This is a genomic window from Kitasatospora sp. NPDC058190, assembly GCF_042883685.1.
Lineage (GTDB): Bacteria > Actinomycetota > Actinomycetes > Streptomycetales > Streptomycetaceae > Kitasatospora.
Map to the genome: position 1 here is coordinate 1 of NZ_JBHVVI010000044.1, position 18,952 is coordinate 18,952.

The window sequence follows — 18,952 nt, forward strand, 5'->3', positions numbered from 1 at the left end:
GGGTTGATGCGCGAGAGGCCGAAGGCGCGCTGGTAGCCGCGCGGGCGGCCGTCGACGGCGTCGCGGTTGCGCACCCGGGTGGCACTGGCGTCGCGCGGTTGGCGCTGCAGCTCGGCCCGGGCCGCCGCGCGGTCCTCCGGGCTGCTCGCCGGGGAAACGATGATCCGCTTGAGTTCGGCGCGGCGTTCGGCGTAGCGGGCGACGATCGCCCGACGCTGCTCGTTCTTGGCGATCTTGCTCTGCTTGGCCATCAGACCTTCTCCCCCCGGGCGCGGATCCGGGCGACGGCGGCCTCGATGCCGATCGTGTCCACGGTCTTGATGCCCTTGGCGCTGAGGGTGAGCCGGACGTAGCGGCCCTCGCCGGGCAGCCAGTAGCGCTTGCGCTGGATGTTGGGGTCGAACCGGCGGCTGCTGCGGCGGTGCGAGTGGGAGATGGTGTTGCCGAATCCCGGCTTGCGGCCGGTGAGCTGGCAGTGGGCGGACATCACGACTCCGGGTGGATGGAACGGTGCGCAGCCACGTCTGCGGCTCCGGCTTCGGGAATGCCGTGGCCTCGGCTGGTGTTGCCACTCTACAGCTAAATGGAAACGAAAACCATTTCGCTATGATGATGGCTCACCCGCCACCGATCCGCCCCAGGAGGACGCCATGGCGCGCAACGACCTGCGCCCGATCATCAAGCTCCGATCGACCGCCGGCACGGGCTACACGTACGTGACCCGCAAGAACCGCCGCAACGACCCGGACCGCCTCGTCCTGCGCAAGTACGACCCCGCCCTCGGCCGCCACACCGAATTCCGCGAAGAGCGCTGACCCCGAACACACCCGAGGAGTAGCCCCATGAAGCCCGGCATCCACCCCGCCTACCGCCCCGTCGTCTTCCGCGACCGCGTCGGCGGTCTGACCTTCCTCACGCGCTCCACCGCCACCAGCAGCAACACCATCGAGTGGGAGGACGGCAACACCTACCCCGTCATCGACGTGGAGATCTCCTCCGCCAGCCACCCCTTCTACACCGGCGCCGCCCGCGTCATCGACACCGCCGGCCGCGTCGAGCGCTTCGAGCGCCGCTACGGCACCCAGGCCGCCCGACGCAAGGGCTGAACCACAGATAGCGCGCGAAGGCCCTGGTGGTCCCTGGAATCAAGGACCACCAGGGCCTTCGCGCGGAGCGGGTACGGCTACCTCGGTCGCAGATGCTCGACATGGGCGAAGGCCTGGTCGAGCAGGGCCGCCACATGGTCGTCATGGAGCGCGTAGACGACGCTGCGGCCGCGCCGTTCGCTGGTGACCAGCCCCAGATTCCGCAGCAGGCGCAGCTGGTGGGAGCAGGCCGACTGCTCCAGGCCCACCGCCTGCGCCAACTCCGTTGCTGGACAGGGCCCCTGGCGCAGCCGCGCGAGGATGAGCAGGCGCGATGGTGCGGCGAGAGCCTGGAGCGTGGTAGCGAGCCGCTCGGCGGTCCGGGCGTCCAGGAGGGCAGCAGCGATCACCGGGGTACCCGTCGATGCATGCCCCATCGAGCCGGTCCTTCCCCGGGAAGTACGGACGGATGCGAAGTCGGCTGCCCGCGACCGGATTCCGGTGGCGGGCAGCCATGGGCCTCAACGGCGCCGGGTGATGGCGGGCGTCCGAGGCGGCGTGATGCGCTGCAGGTCGAGGGCGACGGGCAGTTCGGCGAGACCCGGCCCACCCGCGAGCGCGTAGTCGAGGATGAGGGCGATGCTGTCGTCGTCGAGCGCCCACCCCAGCCAGACCGGACGGCCGCCGCGGGTGCGGCCGTGCGTGGAGGGCTGAACGACGATGACGTTGGACTGGAGACACGCGTCCAGGCAGTCCGTCGTCCGGACCACCAGCGTGCCCCCGGATCTCTCCGCCGCCGCCCGGAGCCGGGCGAGTTGGCCGTCGTGGTCGGTTCCGGTGTGCTTGCGGGCACTGCCGCAGCAGCAGCCGCGACAGACGACCACCGTGCACGGCCGCCCTCCTGGCCGTAGGGTCAGCGGCCCAGGTCGTCCGGCATCGGCCATGCCTCCACCCGCCCCTCGTAGTCCGCGACCACCAGCACGTCCGGTTCCGCCCAGGCGAGTGCGGTGACCGGCTCCGGCAGCTCGCGTTCGTGGACGGGCCTGAGCAGCGCCCCGGCTCGTCCGCCGTCTGCCCGCCACAGCGCGACCTTCTGCTCGGCTCCCGCGCTGGCCAGGATCGCGCCGCCGCCGGGCCGCCAGGCGAGCGCGGTGACGGTCTCGTGGGCGCGCAGGCTACGCGGCTTGGTGCCGGCGGGGCCCTTGCCGGAGAAGTCCCAGACGGTGATGTCGGGGGCGCCGTCGGAGGCGAGCCAGCGGCCGGTGCCGTCGAAGGCGAGGCGGGCGATCTTGTCGGGATAGCCGTGCATGGTGAGTTCGTCGCCGTCGCGGGTGCGCCAGATGTGGATGCTGGCGTCCTGGTTGCCGGTGCAGATCCAACGGCCGTTCGGGTTCAGGGCGATGGCGAGGTGGGAGCCCACGTACTTGTACTCGGCAACCGGCTGCGCACTGTGCCGCTCATGGCAGCGGACGCCGCCATAGGCGGAGCTGACGAGGCGACGGCCGTCGCGCAGCCAGGCCAGGTCCGTCACGGTGCTCGGCGCGAGGTCGGTGCCCCACTGGCGGACGCCATCGGGGTCCAGGACGTGCACCCGGCGACCGGTGGCGACGGCAACCCGGTCCGGCGAGGCCCACCGCACGGCAGCCGACCACGAACCGGTCTCCGAGCCGAGGAACCGGCCGTCCGAGCGCCGCCACAGGCCGTAGCCGGCCGGACCAGCCAGCGCGAGGTGGGCACCGTCGGGCGAGAACTCGAGGGCGAGGAGCCCGCCCGGCAGGGTGACCGTTCCCACCGGGGTCCCCTCGGCGGTGTCCAGGATCCATGCGGTGCCGGCCGCACCGGCGATCGCGACCAGGCCGCCACCGGTGGCAACGGCGACCGGAGCATCGTCGACCACCGCGCCCCACAGGGCGCGGTCCAACGAGGTGGTGGTCATGCGGCCACCCCTGCCAGGCAGGACGCGAAGCCGGCGTTCAGCGCCTCTCGGTCGAGGTTGCGGCCGATGAAGACCAGCCGGTTGCGGCGGGTCTCGCCCTCGCGCCACTCGCGGCCGTTGTCGCCCTCCAGCAGCATGTGAACGCCCTGGAAGACGTACTGCCGCTCACCGCCGGCGATGGCGAGGATGCCCTTCGAGCGGAAGATGTCCGCGCCCTGGGTGCGCAGCAGTTGCCCGAGCCAGGCGTTGAGGCGGTCCTCGTCCAGCTCGCCCTCCAGGTCGATGCCGACCGAGGTGACCGTGGTGTCGTGCTGGTGCTCGGTCTCGGTGAGGAACGTCGGGTCGCCCTCCAGTACCCGGTCCAGGTCGAAGGCGTGCACGTCCAGGATCTTCTCCAGCTCGACCTTGGCCTGCTGCGCGGGCAGGATCTCGGCGAGCGCGTTCACCGAGCGGATCCGGCCGACGACGTGGGCCAGGTGCTCCTCGGTGACCAGGTCGGTCTTGTTGAGCACGATCTTGTCGGCGAAGGCGATCTGCTCGACGGACTCGTTCTCCACGCCCTCCGGCTTCTCCTCGTCGAGGTGGTCGAGGATGTGAGCGGCGTCGACCAGGGTGACGATGGCGTCCAGGCGCAGCTGGGAGGAGATCTCGTCGTCCATGAAGAAGGTCTGGGCGACAGGGGCGGGGTCGGCGAGGCCGGTGGTCTCGATGACGATGCGGTCGAAGCGTTCGCGGCGGCGCATCAGGGCGCCGAGGATGCGGATGAGGTCTCCGCGCACGGTGCAGCAGATGCAGCCGTTGTTCATCTCGAAGATCTCTTCCTCGGCGTCGAGCACGAGGGCGTCGTCGACGCCGACCTCGCCGAACTCGTTCTCGATGACGGCGATTCGGAGCCCGTGCTGCTCGGTGAGGATGCGGTTGAGCAGGGTGGTCTTGCCGGAGCCGAGGAAGCCGGTCAGCACCGTGACGGGCACCCGGCCGTCTTCGGCCGTCGCAGCCTCGACCGGCTCGGTCTCGGGGGTGGTCATGGTCATTCTCCTTCCGAGGCACCTGGCGGTTCGGCCAGGGCGCGTGCGAGCAGTTCGGGGGTGATCTCGTCCAGGGGATGGTGCAGCGTCCAGCGGCGCGTGGCACCCGAGGGCGGCAGCACAGCGACGACCGTCTCGACCGGCGGGCATCCCGGTTCGGTGCAGTCGAGTTGCCGGATCATGACGATGTCGTCGTCAGCCAGCGAGAGCAGGTCGCGGGTCTGGTTCTTCAGTGCGCTCGACAGCGCCGCGAGGCGCGGGGATGCCGGTCTGGGCATGGCGAATGCCTTCCTCGGTAGGGAAGTTGATCGGGGTCGACCGCTGGTCAGCCGGCAGTACGGCAGTTGGGGCAGATGCCCGCCAGCTCGACGGTGTGGTGGACCTGGTCGAAGCCGGATATCTCGGCGATGTGCTCGGCCCAGGCCTCGACGGCGGTCGAGTCCACCGGCAGGCTGAGGCCGCACTCGCGGCAGATCAGGTAGTGCCGGTGGTCGGGGCCGGGCCGGTAGCGGAACAGCCGCTCACCGTTGGCGTCTCGCACGACGTCGGCCCGGCCGACCTTCGCGAGGGCGGTCAGGGTGCGGTAGACGGTGCTCAGGCCGACCCGTGAGCCGGCCTGGACCAGTCTGGCGTACAGCAGTTGGGCGCTGACGAACTCCTCGGACTCGGCCAGCGCCTGGAGGACCTCGGCGCGGCGCGGGGTCGGCCGGCCGATCAGCTCGACGTCACCGGCGGCGGGACGGACGGGCGTGCCGTTGGCCCGGCGGCGTGCGGCCCGCTCGGCGGCGGCCACCAAGGCGGTCGGCTTCGTGTCGGTCATCCTCTCCCCCGTCAGGCGCCCGTGGTCAGGCCGCCGCCGGGCGGGCGGCGCGGGCCGGGCGGACCAGGAAGGTGGCCGCGTACACGGCGGTGGCGACCGCCATGATCGCGAAGCTCGGCGGCAGCTTCGGCGCGGCGGCGCTGAGGAGCAGGCCGCCCCACATCTCCGCGACGGCGAGCGCGGAGGACAGCGCGAGCGCGCGGTACGGGCGGTCGGTGAGCCGGATCGCCGCTCCCGCGGGGGCCGCAAGTAGGCCCAGCAGGAGCAATGAACCAACCGCCTGGGTGGCCTCGCCGGCGCAGGCGCCGACCAGGGCGAGGAATCCGAAGCCGAGCAGCCGCACCGGGACTCCGCGGGCGGCGGCCACTGCCTCATCAAGGGTGGCGAACAGCAGCGGCCGAGCGATGAGAAGGACGAGCACACAGATCGCCCCCGCTATGGCGACCGCGACGGTGGTCTGGTTGCCGTGCAGGCCGAAGATCGAGCCGAACAGCACGCTCGTTCCCGCGCCGCCCCGGGCGCCGCTGCGGGAGGTGGTGTAGATGGTGAGAAAGAAGGCACCCAGGCCGAGGATCCAGGCGAAGACGCTGCCGATCACCACGTCATCCGCGCGGCCCCGGCGACCGAGCCCGCCGATCAGCAGGCCCACTCCGATGGTCGCGGCGAACAGCCCGAGCCGCAGGTCGTAGCCGCCCGCCAGGGCCGCCATCGCACCGGTGAACGCGACATGGCTGAGCGCGTCACCGGTGAAGATCTGGGCGCGCAGCACCAGAAAGTAGCCCACCAGACCGCACGCCAGCGCGATGAACGTCCCGGCCAGCAGAGCGTGTTGAAAGAACGCCTGGGTGACGACCGCACTCATGCGGCTCCTCCGATCGCGAGCGGGGTGCGGGCGCGGCCGACGGCCTCGCGGGTGAAGCGGAACAGGTGCGCGAGCACGAAGGCGGCGAAGGCGAAGCCCGTCACGAAGAAGCCCAGCGGGTACGGCTGGTAGTACGCCGCGATCAGCCCCGCCCAGCAGGCCACCAGTCCGAGCAGCACCGACAGCAGCAGGCTCAACCCCGGCCGGGCAGTGAGCTGCTGGGCCGTCGCGGCCGGGATCACCATCAGCGCGAACACCAGCAGCGTGCCGGTGATCTGGCTCGCCTCGGCCGTGGCCGCGCCCAGCAGGACCAGGAACAGCGTGCCCAGCAGCCGCACCGGCACGCCAAGCCCGGCCGCCACCTCCGGATCCACCGAGGCGAACAGCAGCGGACGCCCGATCATCGCCAGCACGGCCAGCACCACCACACCGATCACCGCGAGGGTCACCACCTGCTCGGTGGTGATGCCCAGGAAGTCGCCGAACAGCAGCGCCGTCGGCCCCTCCAGCAGGCCCTTGTAGAGGCTGATGAACAGATAGCCGCCGGCCAGCGCGAACGCCTGGACGGTGCCGGTGACGGCGGACTCCTCTGCCCCGCCGTCCCGGCCCTTGCGCTGCAGCACCGCTATCACCAGGGCCGTCGCGACGCAGAACCCGAGGTAGCCGAGCGAGATGGAGAAGCCGGCCAGGACGGCCAGCGAGGCGCCGGGGAAGGCCGCGACCGAGAGCGTGTGCCCGGCGAAGGTCTGCCGGCGCAGCACCATGAACCAGCCCACCACCGCGCACACCACCGCAACGATCAGCCCGGCCCGGAAGGCGTTCACCATGTACAGGTAGGACCACATGTCCTGGAAGTCCGCGAGGAGGTTCCAGGAGAACGCCGGCGAAGTCGCGTCGGAGGCCAGCGAAATGACATCAGTGGCCATCGCGGCCTCCCTCGCCGTGCCGGTCGGTGTGGACGGCGGGCGCCTCCGGCTGCCCGACCACCACCAGCCGGCCGTCGCTCGTGCGCAGCACCTCGACGGGCGTGCGGTAGAGGCGGGTCAGCGTCTCGGAGGTGATCACCTCGGCCGGGGTGCCGGAGAGGGCGCCACCCTCGGCGATGTAGACCACCCGGTCCAGGTGGTGGAGTATCGGGTTGACGTCGTGCGCGACCATCACCACCGACACCCCCTCCTCGTGGCAGATCCGGCCGAGCAGCCCGGCGATCGCGCCCTGGTTGGGCAGGTCCAGGCTGTCCAACGGTTCGTCCAGCAGCAGTACGCGCGGACGCCGTACCAGTGCCTGGGCGATCAGCAGGCGCTGCTGCTCACCGCCCGAGCACTGCCCTATCGGCCGGTGCGCGTACCCGGTCGCGCCGACCAGTTCCACAACCTGCTCGACACGTTCACGCGCCGCCCGGCGCTTCGCCCGGCCCAGGCCCGGGACGGGGATCCCCCACTGATCCCCGTCCAGGCCCAGCCGCACCACATCCATCCCACGGATGCGCACGCTCGCGTCGAAGTTGCGGCGCTGCGGCAGGTAGCCGACCGCCGAGTTGCGCTCGCCGGGCACGCCGCCGAGCACCCGCACCTCGCCTGCCGCCGCCGGAAGGATCCCGAGCAGCACCTTGACCAGGGTGGACTTGCCGACCCCGTTGGGGCCGAGGACGGCGGTGAACTCCCCGGCCCCCACGGTCAGATCGACACCCGACCACAGGGTCCGTCCACCGACGCGCACCGCCGCACCGCGTAGCGACAGCACCGGCTCCTCGCCGGGAGCGGCGCACTCCATCTCCGTACGGACCATCTCGGTACGGACCTCTTCGGTCGGGTGGATGCTCACTTGCCCGTCGCCTGCTTCAGTGCGTCGGCGATGCCCTGGAGCTCCTGGGTCTGCCAGTCCTGGAAGGTGGCGTTCGCGGGGGCGAGGGTCTCGGTGACCTGGGCCACCGGGATGCCCTGCTTCTTGGCCGCGTCGACCTGGGCGGCCACGTCGGGGTTGGAGTTCTGCGTGTTGTAGACGTAGATCTTGATCTGCTTGCCGGAGATCTGCTGGTCGATCGTGGCCTTGTCGGCGGCGGTCGGGTCCGTGCCCTCGCTCTCCGCGTCCAGGAAGGTATCGGGGGTGAGCATCTTCAGGCCCAGGCTCTCGGACATCGGCGTGACGATCGACTCTGACGCGCCGATCGGGGTACCCGCGTACTTCGCCTTGATGTCCGCCTCGAGCTGGTTGTACTTGGCCAGCGTCTGGGTGGTGAAGGTCTGCTTCTGCGTGTCGAAGTAGGCCGCGTCGGCCGGGTCTATCTTCTTGTAGTCGGCGGTGATCTGGTCGATCACCTTGGTGACGCTCTCCGCCGAGTACCACTGGTGCGGGTTGTCGCCCTCCTTCTTCCCCAGAAGGTCGCCGACCTTCAGCGCGGTGCGGCCGGAGGCGGGGTTCGCGGACAGCAGCTTGTCCGACCAGGCGTCGTACCCGATCCCGTTGGTGATCACGTAGTCCGCGCCCGCGACCGTCCGGCCGTCGTTGGCCGTCGGCTCGTAGGAGTGCGGGTCGGTATCCGGGTTGGTGATCACACTGGCCACCTTCACGTGGTCACCGCCCAGCTGAGTGGCGATCGAGCCCCAGAAGTTCTCCGCCGCCACCACCTGGATCACCTTCGAGCTCGCGGTGCCGCTCGACCCTGCGGACGTGCTCTTCGCCGGCGAGCTGGTCGAGCACGCGCTGGTCGCGGCGAGGGCTGCGACCAGGGTCGCGCCGAGCACGATTCTCGGAAGACGGCGGGGCTTGCTGGACGGGACGACGCGCATGGCGGGCTGCTCCTCGAAACCTGCCGGATCCGCCGTCTGGGCGGGGTCCGGCTCCGTTGGACGGCAACACCATAGGTGGAAACGGTTTTCATCACCAGCAGCTTCAGGCGCGAGATGGAAATCATTACCAAAGCTTGGCGACCAGCGAACCATCACCGGCGGCCCGCCTGGCCACCCCGGTCAGATCACCTGGGGCCCCTCACCGAGCACCCATGGCGAGCTGCCCGATCCCGCCCCGACCCGCCACGCTTCGCGCCCTGATCCGCTGGCCGGCAGCGGAGCGTGCGAAGGTGGGTGACCGTGCTCGACGAATCGGCATCCGGGGCGACGTCACCGCTGCGGCCGAGGCCCTCCGACGTGCTACAGCTGATCGTGCGGATCGTTCTGACGCTGACCCTGGGCTCCGTCGCACTGCTGGTGGTGGGCACCGCCGGGCTGCTGGCGCTCCCCGACCTGCTGGCCTGGCTGGAGCAGCCCGCGCTCCAGGCGTGGAGCACGGTGCTGGCGGCGGTGGTGATCCAGGGCCTGCCGTTCCTGCTGCTGGGCACGGTGGTGTCGGCGTCGATCGGCGCCCTGGTGCCGGACCGGGTGCTGAGCCGGGTACTGCCCCGCAACCCCGTGCTGGCGGTGCCTATCGCGGGGCCGCCGGGGCCGTGCTGCCAGGCTGCGAATGCGCATCAGTGCCGGTCACCGGAAGCCTGATCCGACGCGGAGTCGCTCCGGCGGCGGCACTGGCCTTCCTGCTGTCCGCTCCCGCCATCAATCCGGTCGTCCTGGTCGCGACCTCGATCGCCTTCCCCGGCCACCCGGAGATGGTCCTCGCCCGTCTGCTCGCCTCACTCGCAACCTCGATGGTCATGGGCTGGCTGTGGCTGCGACTGCGCGAGCGCCCAGCCGGCGAGGACGGACACGGCCGCTGGACCGCCTTCACCCGGGCCCTGCAACACGACTTCCTGCACGCGGGAGGCTTCCTGGTGCTCGGAGCCGCCGCCGCGGCGACGTTCAACATCGCCGTACCGCCAACCCTGCTGGAAACCTTCGCCGGTACCCCCTGGCTGGCCGTACCACTGCTCGGCGTGCTCGCGGTGGTGCTCTCGATCTGCTCCGAGGCCGACGCCTTCGTCGCCGCCTCGCTGTCCGGCTTCTCCCCCACCGCCCGCCTGGCGTTCATGGTCGTGGGACCGATGGTCGACCTCAAGCTGATCGCCCTCCAGGCCGGCACCTTCGGCCGCGCCTTCGCCGCCCGCTTCTCCACCACCACCTTCGCCACCGCCCTCCTGGTCAGCGCCATGGTCGGAGGGTGGCTGCTGTGAGGCGCCTGCTGCCCGCCGCGCTGCTCCTGCTGACCGGATCGGCCCTGCTACGCGTCAGCCTGCTCGGCAATCTGTATCTGCGCTACGTGAAGGAAGGCCTGCGACCGGCGCTGATCGCCTCGGGCATCGTGCTCGTGCTGCTCGCCCTCGTCACCGCCGTGCGTGGAATCCGCCCTGACGAGGACGAGCACGACGGCCACGCACACTCCGCCGCCGGAACGAGGGTGGCCTGGCTGCTCGCGCCGCCCGCGGCCATGCTGCTGCTCTTCGCCCCGCCGGCCCTCGGCTCCTACACCGTTGCCCGGGACGGCTCCGGCGTGATCGCCAAGCGCACCACCTTCCCGGCACTCCCGGCTCAGGATCCGGTCCCGCTCTCGCTGACCGACACCGCCGGCCGGACAGTCTGGGACGGCAGCCAATCCCTCAAGGGCCGTACCGTACGCCTCACCGGCTTCGTCACCCCCGTGGGCGCCACCTGGCAGCTCAGCCGCATCATCGTCAGCTGCTGCGCCGCCGACGCCCGCGTGGTGAAGGTCGAGATCCACGGGCTCCCGGCCCCGGCCACCGACACCTGGGTCACGGTCACCGGAGTCTGGCGGCCCAGCACCGGAAGCCCCGTCCTGGACGCCACCGCGATGACACCCATCGCCCGGCCCGACCACCCCTACCGGGACCCACCGCAGCCCTGAACTCCGTGGTCGGGACCGGGCGGTGCCGGCTGCGCAGAGTCCGCTCGCTGTGCCCCACACAGCGTGCGCAGCCGGCCGCGGGGCCGGACCTGGACGAGTTCGCGAGCATTCAGCCGCCGGCACCGAAACCCCGGTTCCGCGCGGCCCTCCGAACCCTCGTCCGGCCCCGGCTTCTCAGCCAACCAGGGGCGCCGACTCGAAGTGACGGCGTTGCCGAGACCTTGCTCAGCGTTTGGCAGGCAGTTGACCTGCTGGCCGGGTGCCGGTGGTGAGGACCCGTGAGGGCGCGCGGGACCGCTGCTGCGCCAGGACGTGTGGTCGGCAGCTGTGCCCCGGCCCGTCGGCGACGTCTCGGATCGGAGAGCAGGCCCCGGGGCGCGGCGGGGGCTCTGTCCGGGGTCTCGGGCGTTCCTCCGCGGGCACCGCCTAGACTCGCCCCCGGCCGCGCGGTGGGGTGCGGCCGTACCTCAGCTTCCTGCAGCGAAGGAGCATCCGGTCGCCATGGCTGACGAGACCGCCGTCGAGTCCCGGCCGCACCCGGTTGCGGACGCCGACCGCACCCGCCGCCGGGTCCGCTCGCCCGGCTCGCTCGAAGCACTGGTCGCCGGGATGATCGCCGTGCTGGTCGGACGCCAGTTCCTGGGCGATTGGTCGGGACCGGCGTGGCTGGAGGCCTGGGGGGCGGTCTTCGTCGCCGTCTGCGTGCAGGCGCTGCCGTTCCTGCTGCTCGGCGTGGTGCTGTCGGCCGCGATCGCCGCTTTCGTCCCGGCCCGGCTGCTTGAACGGGCGTTGCCGCGGAACCCGTTGCTCGCCGTGCCGATCGCCGGCGCGGCCGGGGTCGTGCTGCCCGGCTGCGAGTGCGCCTCGGTGCCAGTAGCCGGGCGGCTGATCGCGCGCGGGGTGGCTCCGGCGGCCGCGCTGGCGTTCCTGCTCTCCTCACCGGCCGTCAACCCGGTGGTGCTGGTGGCCACCGCCGTCGCCTTCCGGGGGCAGCCCGAACTGGTGGCCGCGCGGTTCATCGCCTCCCTCGCGACCGCGGTGGTGATGGGGCTGCTCTGGTCGCGGTTCGGCCGCCCGGAGTGGCTCAGGCCCAAGGTGCCGTCGAGCGGGCCGACCGGGTGGCCGGCCTTCCGGGCCTCATTGGAGCACGACTTCCTGCACGCCGGCGGCTTCCTGGTGATCGGCGGGATGACGGCGGCCACCCTCAACGTCGCCGTGCCGCGCGGCCTGCTCAAGGACCTGGCCGGGCTGCCGGGCGTCTCCGTCCTCGTGCTCGCCGCACTCGCCGTCCTGCTCGCGGTCTGCTCGGAGGCGGACGCCTTCGTCGCGGCCGGGCTCACCTCCTTCTCCACCACCGCCAAGCTCGCGTTCATGGTCGTCGGCCCGATGGTGGACGCCAAACTGATCGCCCTCCAGGCCGGCACCTTCGGACGGGCCTTCGCGTGGCGCTTCTGCGCCGCCACCTTCGTCGTCGCCGTCACCGCAGCGACCCTGACCGGCTGGTGGCTCCTGTGAGGCGCGAGGTCCGAGCGCTGCTGCACATCCTGGTCGGCGCGGCGGTGCTGCACATCTCGCTCTTCAGCGAGCTGTACCTGCGGTACGTGCGCAAGGGCCTGCGGCCGTACCTGATCGCAAGCGGCGTACTGCTCGTCGTGGTCGGGCTGATCGGCGCGATGGTCGCCGCCCGGGAGTTGTTCCGGCCCGGCCACCGCAGGGACACGGACGACGGACACGGACACGGACACGGACACGAACGCGGGCACGAACGCGGGCACGGGCACGAGCACGGCGCTCCCCGCACCGCGTGGCTGCTGCTCCTGCCCGTACTGGCGATCTACCTGCTCCAGCCCAGGGCACTCGGCGCCTTCACCGCGCGGCACTCGGACAACACCGCCGTCAAACCCGCCGAGGCGGCGAGCGGCTTCGCGCCGCTGCCCGCGACCGACCCGGTCGGCATGCGGATCGCCGACTTCGACTCCCGCGCGCTCTGGGACAGCAACGGTTCACTCAAGGGCCACCGGATCCGGCTCACCGGCTTCGCCACGCCCGGCCCCGGCGACGGGAGTTGGGACCTCGCCCGGCTGACGATCTCCTGCTGCGCCGCCGACGCGTCGAGCAGCAAGGTCGTGATCCACGGCGCCGACGCACCGCCCGAGGGCGCCTGGGTCGAGGTGACCGGCGAGTGGCAGCCGGACGGGGCGAGCGGCCAGGACGGCGCGGTTCCCACCCTGACCGCGACCCTGGTCCGCCGGATCGCCGAACCGGAGAACCCCTATGAGTGAGCGCCCGTCGGCTCCGACCGGCAGACCCACGGGCCCCCGCCGCGGCACGGCCACCGTACTCGCGCTCGGTGTCGGCGCCGCGCTCGCCTTCATGCCCGCCGTCCCCGACCACCGAAGCGGCCCGGGCACGCCCTCCGCCACGTCCACGCCCGGCGCCGACGCGACGGACCCGACCGTCACCGTGCTCGGCGACGGGTCGACCTCCGACACCGGCCCGCAACCGGGCCAGCCGGCTCCCGTCCGGCTCAAGCCCGGTGAGCAGCCACCGCAGTTCGTGGTCTTCTCCTTCGACGCCCCCACCGAGGACGGCAACCATCTGTTCTCCGGCGCCCGTACGTCGGCCAGGTCGAGCGGCGCCGACGTGACGTTCTTCCTGCGCGGCGTCGATGTGCTCCCGGCTTCGGTGCGGTGGCAGTACCAGCCGCCACAGCACGAGGTCGGCACCGCCGCCGTCCCCTTCCCCACCGACGCCCAGGTCCGTGCGACCCTGCAGCAGCTCGGCCGCGCCTGGCTGGACGGCGACGAGATCGCCGACGGCTTCATCGGCCAGTTCTGCGGCCCCGAAGGCGGCCGGGACTGGTCGACCGCCGACTGGCAGAGCGAGATCGGCCAGAGCTACTCGATGGTGAACTTCTGGAAGACCGGGACCGGCTTCACCGACCTCCCCCCGCTGCCCTTCGACTACCAGACCGAGCTGGCCGGCGGCCGCGCCCCGTGCCTGGAGGGCCGGACGAACCTGCTCCCCGCCGAGAAGGACGCCGGCTGGCGCTACGACGCCAGCTCACCGGGCGACACCCAGCGCTGGCCGGCGCAGACCGACGGCATCTGGGACTTCCCGCTCCAGCGGATCCCCTCCGGGGCAGGCGATGTACTCTCCGCGAACCAGCCCCCGGAGACGTACCTGAACGCCTTCGACCGCGTCTACCACGGCAGTCGCGCGCCGCTCGTCATCGACACCGATCTCGCCCCCGGGCACGGCACCGGCCCCGGCCTCCCAGCGGCCGAGACGGCCATGAAGGACCTGTGCCACCGCGACGGCGTCCGCTGCGTGTCCTTCCGCCAACTCGCCGACTGGCTCGACGCCCAGGACCCGGCCGTCCTGAACCACCTCCGCGCGCTCGCCCCGACCACCGCGCCCAACTGGACTGCCGTCGTACGACCGTAGCGCTTCGAGCCGGTCCCACGGGAGGGCGTGCCGGTAGTGCCAGAGGCGGTTGAGGACCAGCAGGGCGATCACCAGGTACCAGACCGTGGGAACTGCACCGGGCCGACCCGTCGATGGGCGCCCGCAGGCTCTACGGCGCGGGACCGCCGCCATGCCCGTGACCACGGTGCTCGCCGTGCTGATCGCCTCTGGCGACCGTCCGGCGCCGCAACCGACGTCCGGTCCCGCCGTCGGCATCGGCGCCACTGAGGGCAAGGGCAGCCCACCGCGAGCGTGCAGGCTGCAGGCATGCCGGACCGATCCCGTGACCGCAGAGTACCGACCCGTCCAGCAGCCGCGGAAGACCTAGATGAAGATGATTATCACCGCTACTCTATCCCCGCTCTCGCATGACAGTGAGCAGACAAGGTCTCGCCGCGGCTCGGTGGCGAGCGGGCTGAGGGGCGGTCACCTTTGATGGAGACGAGTCTCGGCAGCGCCCTGCACCTCCCGGCGGCACCGGTGGAAACCCCGCCCCGCTGGAGGCCCGCGCTGCTGTTCGGGGTACTGGCGGCGGCCGGGGCGGCCGTCGCTTTGGTATGGGTATGGAACGCGGGCGGTGTTCAGACCTGGCGGACGGTCATGGTCGCAATCGTGGTGCAGGGCGTGCCGTTCCTGGTGCTGGGCACCGTGGTGTCGGCGGCGATCGGGGCGTTCGTCCCGGAACGGGTGTTCACCCGGGTGCTGCCGAGAAACCCGGCGCTCGCCGTCCCGGTGGCCGGGGTGGCCGGAGCCGTGCTGCCGGGGTGCGAGTGCGCGTCGGTCCCGGTGGCCGGCAGTCTGATGCGCCGCGGTGTGGCCCCGGAGGCGGCCCTGGCGTTCCTGCTGTCCGCGCCCGCCGTGAACCCGGTGGTGCTGGTCGCCACCGCGATCGCCTTCCCCGGCAAACCGGAGATGGTGCTCGCCCGCTTGCTCGCGTCACTGCTCACGGCAGTCGTGATGGGCTGGCTCTGGGTGGCGTTCGGCCGGCCCGAGTGGCTGCGGCTGCCCAAGGGCCCGGCCGGTCACGGCGAGGGCGCGCGCAACCCGCTGGAGGAGTTCCGGCACGGCCTCCAGCACGACTTCCTGCACGCTGGCGGCTTCCTGGTGGTCGGCGCCGCAGCAGCCGCCACCTTCAACGTGCTCGTCCCGCCGTCGGTGCTACGGATCTTCGCCGACGAACCCTGGCTGGGCGTACCGGCGCTGGCCTGCCTCGCCGTGGTGCTGGCGGTCTGCTCCGAGGCGGACGCCTTCGTCGCCGCCTCGCTCACCGGCTTCTCCCCCACCGCCAGGCTGGCCTTCATGGTGGTCGGCCCGATGGTCGACCTCAAGCTCATCGCCCTCCAGTCGGGCGCCTTCGGGCGCACGTTCGCCGCCCGCTTCTCCTCCACGACCTTCGCGGTCGCCGTCCTCGCCAGCATCGTGATCGGAGGGGTCCTGCTGTGAAGACCACCGTCCGGGGTCTCGCCCCGTCCCTGCTCGTCGCCCTGGTCGGCGCGGCCCTGCTGCGGATCACCGTCGGCAGCGACGTGTTCCTGCAGTACGTGAAGGAGGGCCTGCGTCTCCCGCTGATCGCCTCCGGGCTCGTCCTGGTCGGGCTCGGGATCGCAGGCGTCGTACGCCAGCTGACGGAACGGCGCCGGAAGCCGGTGATGCGCTTCGGCCGCGACGCCGAAGGCAACGCGGTCTGGCACCGCCCCACCGACCACGATGAGCACGAGCACGAGCACGATCACGGCCCCCGGGTCGCGTGGCTGCTGGCCGTCCCCGCCGTCCTGCTGCTCTGCCTCGCCCCTCCCCCGCTCGGCTCGTTCAGCGCGAACCGGGACGGCACGGACGCCGTCGTCGAGCAGACCGACTACACCCCGCTGGCGACGCCGCCGGCCCCGAGCACATCCGGCGCCGCCACCGACCCCTGGGCCGGCGTGATCACCCCGATGTCGCTCACCGAGTTCATCGGCCGCAGCCACAACCCGGAGCGGAGTCTGGAGGGCCGCAAGGTCCGTCTCACCGGCTTCGTCTCCCCCGGCGCCCAGCCCGGCGAGTGGTACCTCAATCGACTGGTCGTCAGCTGCTGCGCTGCGGACGCCCGCCGCCTGCGCGTCCTGGTGCACGCCGACGATCCAGCCCCCGCCACCGACAGCTGGGTGGACCTCACCGGCACCTGGAAACCCACCCCGGACGCCCCCACCACCACCACGCCGCGCATCGACGTCTCCGAACAACACGCCGTCCCCCAGCCCCGCGCCCCGTACCGGGACACGCCGCCCTCGGACCGGTAGCGGCTTACGCGGGGCAGGCGTCGGGGTTGGCCTCCCCGTCCGGGAAACGGGCGCTCGCCCGGCCACGCCAGCTCGCCGTCGACCAGCAGGCGGACTGCGATCCGGCCGCGACTCCTCGGAGTCCCTTCGCACCAACTTGCCTCAGCCATTGGGCAATTCATTGGCAAGGCCCGGTAAAGGCTGCGAACGGCACCTTGATGACGTAGACAACCCGTCAGTAACGTCATGAGCACGCCACGCGACCAGCTGCGCGTGCGGCGCGTCCTCCGGCACGGCGTAGGCCTGTCATGCCCTCAACGCCTGCAGCTTCCCCGGGGATCCCCACCTCCCGTACAGCGCAAGCACCAGCCGGTCCACGGACATCCGCCGGGACCGGCCCGCACATGCCGTGATCCGTCAGCACGGGCCCGAGCCCGTACCGGCGAGCACCCCCATGCCGGCACCGGCCGCGCCCTCACCCCACGGAGGGTCGATCCTTGCGCCACCACACCCCCAGCGGCCCGCGGCTGCCCAAGCCGCGCAGACTCCTCGCCGCCCTGCCGGCCCTGGCCCTGGCCGCCACCGGCCTGCTCGCGGTCACCGCCCCCACGGCCACCGCGACCGCCGACAGCACACCGCACTCCACCGTCGCCACCAAGCGGTTGTGCGCCGCCCCCAGCCACCCCGGCGAGATGGCCTGCCTCGCGCTCGCCCGCACGGACATCGCCCAACAGGCCACCCTCGCGCCGAACATCACGCCCTCCGGCTACGGCCCGAGCGACCTCGCCTCCGCGTACAAGCTCCCCGCCTCGGCCGGCTCCGGCGCCACCGTCGCCATCGTCGACGCCCAGGACGACCCCAACGCCGAGTCCGACCTCGCCGCCTACCGTTCCCAGTACGGCCTGCCGGCCTGCACCACCGCCAACGGCTGCTTCAAGAAGGTCGACCAGCGCGGCGGCACCAGCTACCCGACGGCCGACAGCGGTTGGGCCGGGGAGATCTCGCTCGACGTCGACATGGTCAGCGCGGTCTGCCCCAACTGCCACATCCTGCTGGTCGAGTCCGACGACGCGAACATGGGCAACCTGGGCGCAGCCGTCAACACCGCCGTCTCGATGGGCGCCAAGTACGTCTCCAACAGCTACGGCGGCTCGGAGGACTCCACCGACCCGAGCTCCGACTCCAGCTACTTCGACCACCCGGGCGTCGCCATCACCGTCTCCTCCGGTGACTCCGGCTACGGCGTCGAGTATCCGGCGGCCTCGCAGTACGTCACCGCGGTCGGCGGCACCAGCCTCAACCGCGCCTCCAACGCCCGTGGTTGGAGCGAGTCGGTGTGGGGCAGCAGCTCGGGCGGCAACGGTGCCGGCTCCGGCTGCTCCGCCTACGACCCCAAGCCCGGCTGGCAGAAGGACACCGGCTGCGCCAAGCGCACCGTCGCCGACGTCTCCGCCGTCGCCGACCCGGCCACCGGCGTCGCGGTCTACCAGACCTACGGCGGCTCCGGCTGGAACGTCTACGGCGGCACCAGCGCCTCCTCCCCGATCATCGCCGCCGTCTACGCCCTCGCCGGCACCCCGGCCGCCGGCACCACTCCGGCCTCCTACCCGTACGCGCACCCCGGCTCGCTGTACGACGTGACCAGCGGCGCCAACGGCAGCTGCTCACCGTCCTACCTGTGCACCGCCGGCACCGGCTACGACGGCCCGACCGGACTCGGCACCCCCAACGGCACCGCCGCCTTCACCTCCGGCAGCACCGGCGGGAACACCGTCACGGTCACCAACCCCGGCAACCAGACCAGCGCCCAGGGCTCCTCGGTCAGCCTGCAGATCCACGCCACCGACTCCGCCTCCGGCCAGACCCTCAGCTACACCGCGAGCGGCCTGCCCACCGGACTGTCCGTCAACTCCTCCACCGGCTTGATCACCGGCACCGCCAACACGGCCGGCAGCTACACCGCGACCGTGACCGCCACCGACGGCACCGGCGCCAGCGGCTCCACCACCTTCGGCTGGACCGTCACCGGCACCGGCGGCACCTGCACCGCCGCCCAACTCCTCGGCAACCCCGGCTTCGAAACCGGCAGCGCCGCCCCCTGGACGGCGAGCACCGGCGTCATCGACAACAGCAGCAGCGAACCCGCGCACAGCGGCAGCTGGAAGGCCTGGCTCGACGGCTACGGCACCAGCCACACCGACACGCTCTCCCAGTCGGTGACCATCCCCGCGGGCTGCAAGGCCACCCTCAGCTTCTACCTGCACATCGACACCGCCGAGACCGGCACCACCGCCTACGACACGCTCACCGTCCAGGCGGGCACCACCACCCTGGCCACCTTCAGCAACGTCAACGCCGGCAACGGCTACACCCTGCGCAGCTACGACCTCTCCCCCCTCGCCGGCCAGACCGTCACCGTCAAGTTCACCGGCACCGAGGACTCCTCCCTCCAGACCAGCTTCGTCATCGACGACACCGCCCTCACCACCTCCTGACCTCCCAATCGCCGGAGGGCCGCAGCTCGTGCGAACTGCGGCCCTCCGACTCCACCCCGGCGGCCAGTCGACCACGCGGCCGGGCGCAGCCCGCACCTGAACCAGGGCCTGTGCTATCCGAGCGATCGGGTAGCACAGGCCTCGTGCTCTTACGGGCTTCGTCACACCCGAGCCCGGCGGAGCGTGGCGACTCGGCCGTACCATCGTCA

21 protein-coding genes and 1 pseudogene are annotated in these 18,952 nt (G+C 71.8%); 10 read left to right on the top strand and 12 right to left on the bottom strand.

What is annotated here, in order from left to right:
- Positions 1 to 251 (bottom strand): 30S ribosomal protein S14 (gene rpsN / locus ACFVWU_RS20805; protein ID WP_387622916.1); only part of this gene is annotated, 251 nt, incomplete at its 3' end.
- Positions 251 to 487 carry a 50S ribosomal protein L28 gene (gene rpmB, locus ACFVWU_RS20810; protein WP_387622923.1) on the bottom strand — a complete coding sequence of 79 codons (237 nt, stop codon included), beginning with the start codon at positions 485 to 487 and terminating at the stop codon, positions 251 to 253. The genes rpmB and rpsN, both read right to left, overlap by 1 nt.
- Positions 488 to 650: 163 nt before the next feature.
- Here rpmB and rpmG point away from each other — a divergent pair, with 163 nt between their 5' ends.
- Both rpmG and ACFVWU_RS20820 read left to right on the top strand, forming a co-directional pair.
- Entirely contained in the window at positions 651 to 815 is a 165-nt protein-coding gene (rpmG, locus tag ACFVWU_RS20815) for a 50S ribosomal protein L33 (RefSeq protein WP_033349073.1), read from the top strand.
- A gap of 27 nt (positions 816 to 842) precedes the next feature.
- Positions 843 to 1,106 carry a type B 50S ribosomal protein L31 gene (locus ACFVWU_RS20820; RefSeq protein ID WP_387622928.1) on the top strand — a complete coding sequence of 88 codons (264 nt, stop codon included), beginning with the start codon at positions 843 to 845 and terminating at the stop codon, positions 1,104 to 1,106.
- 77 nt (positions 1,107 to 1,183) lie between these two features.
- On the opposite strand, the gene ACFVWU_RS20825 is transcribed toward ACFVWU_RS20820, so the two are convergent.
- From ACFVWU_RS20825 to ACFVWU_RS20870, 10 genes are all read right to left on the bottom strand, one after another.
- The gene (locus ACFVWU_RS20825) at positions 1,184 to 1,522 is read right to left on the bottom strand and encodes an ArsR/SmtB family transcription factor (RefSeq protein WP_387622932.1); all 339 of its coding nucleotides are present in this window, start codon (positions 1,520 to 1,522) and stop codon (positions 1,184 to 1,186) included.
- 84 nt (positions 1,523 to 1,606) lie between these two features.
- Positions 1,607 to 2,029 (bottom strand): (2Fe-2S) ferredoxin domain-containing protein, encoded by a 423-nt coding sequence (locus ACFVWU_RS20830; RefSeq protein WP_387622935.1) that lies wholly within the window; start codon positions 2,027 to 2,029, stop codon positions 1,607 to 1,609.
- A complete protein-coding gene (locus tag ACFVWU_RS20835; protein WP_387622938.1) occupies positions 1,999 to 3,021 on the bottom strand; it encodes a WD40 repeat domain-containing protein in 1,023 nt (340 codons plus the stop codon). The genes ACFVWU_RS20830 and ACFVWU_RS20835 overlap by 31 nt, the downstream gene beginning before the upstream one ends.
- A complete protein-coding gene (locus ACFVWU_RS20840; RefSeq protein WP_387622941.1) occupies positions 3,018 to 4,049 on the bottom strand; it encodes a CobW family GTP-binding protein in 1,032 nt (343 codons plus the stop codon). The genes ACFVWU_RS20835 and ACFVWU_RS20840 overlap by 4 nt, the downstream gene beginning before the upstream one ends.
- A gap of 2 nt (positions 4,050 to 4,051) precedes the next feature.
- On the bottom strand, positions 4,052 to 4,327 hold the full coding sequence (locus tag ACFVWU_RS20845) for a hypothetical protein (RefSeq protein WP_387622944.1): 276 nt from the start codon (positions 4,325 to 4,327) through the stop codon (positions 4,052 to 4,054).
- 47 nt (positions 4,328 to 4,374) lie between these two features.
- Positions 4,375 to 4,869 carry a Fur family transcriptional regulator gene (locus ACFVWU_RS20850; protein WP_387622946.1) on the bottom strand — a complete coding sequence of 165 codons (495 nt, stop codon included), beginning with the start codon at positions 4,867 to 4,869 and terminating at the stop codon, positions 4,375 to 4,377.
- A gap of 25 nt (positions 4,870 to 4,894) precedes the next feature.
- A complete protein-coding gene (locus ACFVWU_RS20855) occupies positions 4,895 to 5,731 on the bottom strand; it encodes a metal ABC transporter permease (protein ID WP_387622948.1) in 837 nt (278 codons plus the stop codon).
- Entirely contained in the window at positions 5,728 to 6,657 is a 930-nt protein-coding gene (locus ACFVWU_RS20860; RefSeq protein WP_387622950.1) for a metal ABC transporter permease, read from the bottom strand. The genes ACFVWU_RS20855 and ACFVWU_RS20860 overlap by 4 nt, the downstream gene beginning before the upstream one ends.
- Positions 6,647 to 7,555, bottom strand: a complete 909-nt coding sequence (locus ACFVWU_RS20865; RefSeq protein WP_387622952.1) for a metal ABC transporter ATP-binding protein — start codon at positions 7,553 to 7,555, stop codon at positions 6,647 to 6,649. Before ACFVWU_RS20865 ends, ACFVWU_RS20860 begins: the two co-directional genes overlap by 11 nt.
- Positions 7,552 to 8,520 (bottom strand): metal ABC transporter solute-binding protein, Zn/Mn family, encoded by a 969-nt coding sequence (locus ACFVWU_RS20870; protein ID WP_387622954.1) that lies wholly within the window; start codon positions 8,518 to 8,520, stop codon positions 7,552 to 7,554. The genes ACFVWU_RS20865 and ACFVWU_RS20870 overlap by 4 nt, the downstream gene beginning before the upstream one ends.
- A 357-nt stretch (positions 8,521 to 8,877) precedes the next feature.
- Between ACFVWU_RS20870 and ACFVWU_RS20875 the strand changes: the two are divergent.
- The 8 genes and pseudogenes from ACFVWU_RS20875 to ACFVWU_RS20910 all read left to right on the top strand — a co-directional run bounded on the left by ACFVWU_RS20875 (position 8,878) and on the right by ACFVWU_RS20910 (position 18,743).
- Positions 8,878 to 9,833 (top strand): annotated as a pseudogene (locus ACFVWU_RS20875) (permease).
- Positions 9,821 to 10,522, top strand: a complete 702-nt coding sequence (locus tag ACFVWU_RS20880) for a TIGR03943 family putative permease subunit (RefSeq protein ID WP_387622957.1) — start codon at positions 9,821 to 9,823, stop codon at positions 10,520 to 10,522. Before ACFVWU_RS20875 ends, ACFVWU_RS20880 begins: the two are co-directional and overlap by 13 nt.
- A 501-nt stretch (positions 10,523 to 11,023) precedes the next feature.
- A complete protein-coding gene (locus ACFVWU_RS20885) occupies positions 11,024 to 12,037 on the top strand; it encodes a permease (RefSeq protein WP_387622960.1) in 1,014 nt (337 codons plus the stop codon).
- On the top strand, positions 12,025 to 12,804 hold the full coding sequence (locus ACFVWU_RS20890; RefSeq protein ID WP_387622962.1) for a TIGR03943 family putative permease subunit: 780 nt from the start codon (positions 12,025 to 12,027) through the stop codon (positions 12,802 to 12,804). Before ACFVWU_RS20885 ends, ACFVWU_RS20890 begins: the two co-directional genes overlap by 13 nt.
- Positions 12,797 to 13,969: a hypothetical protein gene (locus ACFVWU_RS20895; protein WP_387622964.1), complete on the top strand. Its 1,173-nt coding sequence runs from the start codon at positions 12,797 to 12,799 to the stop codon at positions 13,967 to 13,969. The genes ACFVWU_RS20890 and ACFVWU_RS20895 overlap by 8 nt, the downstream gene beginning before the upstream one ends.
- 456 nt (positions 13,970 to 14,425) lie before the next feature.
- A complete protein-coding gene (locus ACFVWU_RS20900; RefSeq protein WP_387622967.1) occupies positions 14,426 to 15,433 on the top strand; it encodes a permease in 1,008 nt (335 codons plus the stop codon).
- Entirely contained in the window at positions 15,430 to 16,269 is an 840-nt protein-coding gene (locus ACFVWU_RS20905) for a TIGR03943 family putative permease subunit (protein WP_387622969.1), read from the top strand. Before ACFVWU_RS20900 ends, ACFVWU_RS20905 begins: the two co-directional genes overlap by 4 nt.
- A gap of 476 nt (positions 16,270 to 16,745) precedes the next feature.
- The gene (locus ACFVWU_RS20910) at positions 16,746 to 18,743 is read left to right on the top strand and encodes a putative Ig domain-containing protein (protein ID WP_387622972.1); all 1,998 of its coding nucleotides are present in this window, start codon (positions 16,746 to 16,748) and stop codon (positions 18,741 to 18,743) included.
- The last annotated feature ends 209 nt before the right edge of the window (positions 18,744 to 18,952 follow it).

Bases quoted from the DNA above. Each gene is read 5' to 3' on its own strand.
- ACFVWU_RS20835 (WP_387622938.1), bottom strand. From the start codon at position 3,021: ATGACCACCACCTCGTTGGACCGCGCCCTGTGGGGCGCGGTGGTCGAC.
- ACFVWU_RS20850 (WP_387622946.1), bottom strand. From the start codon at position 4,869: ATGACCGACACGAAGCCGACCGCCTTGGTGGCCGCCGCCGAGCGGGCC.
- ACFVWU_RS20840 (WP_387622941.1), bottom strand. From the start codon at position 4,049: ATGACCACCCCCGAGACCGAGCCGGTCGAGGCTGCGACGGCCGAAGAC.
- ACFVWU_RS20855 (WP_387622948.1), bottom strand. From the start codon at position 5,731: ATGAGTGCGGTCGTCACCCAGGCGTTCTTTCAACACGCTCTGCTGGCC.
- rpmG (WP_033349073.1), top strand. From the start codon at position 651: ATGGCGCGCAACGACCTGCGCCCGATCATCAAGCTCCGATCGACCGCC.
- ACFVWU_RS20870 (WP_387622954.1), bottom strand. From the start codon at position 8,520: ATGCGCGTCGTCCCGTCCAGCAAGCCCCGCCGTCTTCCGAGAATCGTG.
- rpmB (WP_387622923.1), bottom strand. From the start codon at position 487: ATGTCCGCCCACTGCCAGCTCACCGGCCGCAAGCCGGGATTCGGCAAC.
- ACFVWU_RS20895 (WP_387622964.1), top strand. From the start codon at position 12,797: ATGAGTGAGCGCCCGTCGGCTCCGACCGGCAGACCCACGGGCCCCCGC.
- ACFVWU_RS20830 (WP_387622935.1), bottom strand. From the start codon at position 2,029: ATGGCCGATGCCGGACGACCTGGGCCGCTGACCCTACGGCCAGGAGGG.
- ACFVWU_RS20885 (WP_387622960.1), top strand. From the start codon at position 11,024: ATGGCTGACGAGACCGCCGTCGAGTCCCGGCCGCACCCGGTTGCGGAC.
- ACFVWU_RS20825 (WP_387622932.1), bottom strand. From the start codon at position 1,522: ATGGGGCATGCATCGACGGGTACCCCGGTGATCGCTGCTGCCCTCCTG.
- ACFVWU_RS20820 (WP_387622928.1), top strand. From the start codon at position 843: ATGAAGCCCGGCATCCACCCCGCCTACCGCCCCGTCGTCTTCCGCGAC.
- ACFVWU_RS20860 (WP_387622950.1), bottom strand. From the start codon at position 6,657: ATGGCCACTGATGTCATTTCGCTGGCCTCCGACGCGACTTCGCCGGCG.
- ACFVWU_RS20900 (WP_387622967.1), top strand. From the start codon at position 14,426: ATGGAGACGAGTCTCGGCAGCGCCCTGCACCTCCCGGCGGCACCGGTG.
- ACFVWU_RS20845 (WP_387622944.1), bottom strand. From the start codon at position 4,327: ATGCCCAGACCGGCATCCCCGCGCCTCGCGGCGCTGTCGAGCGCACTG.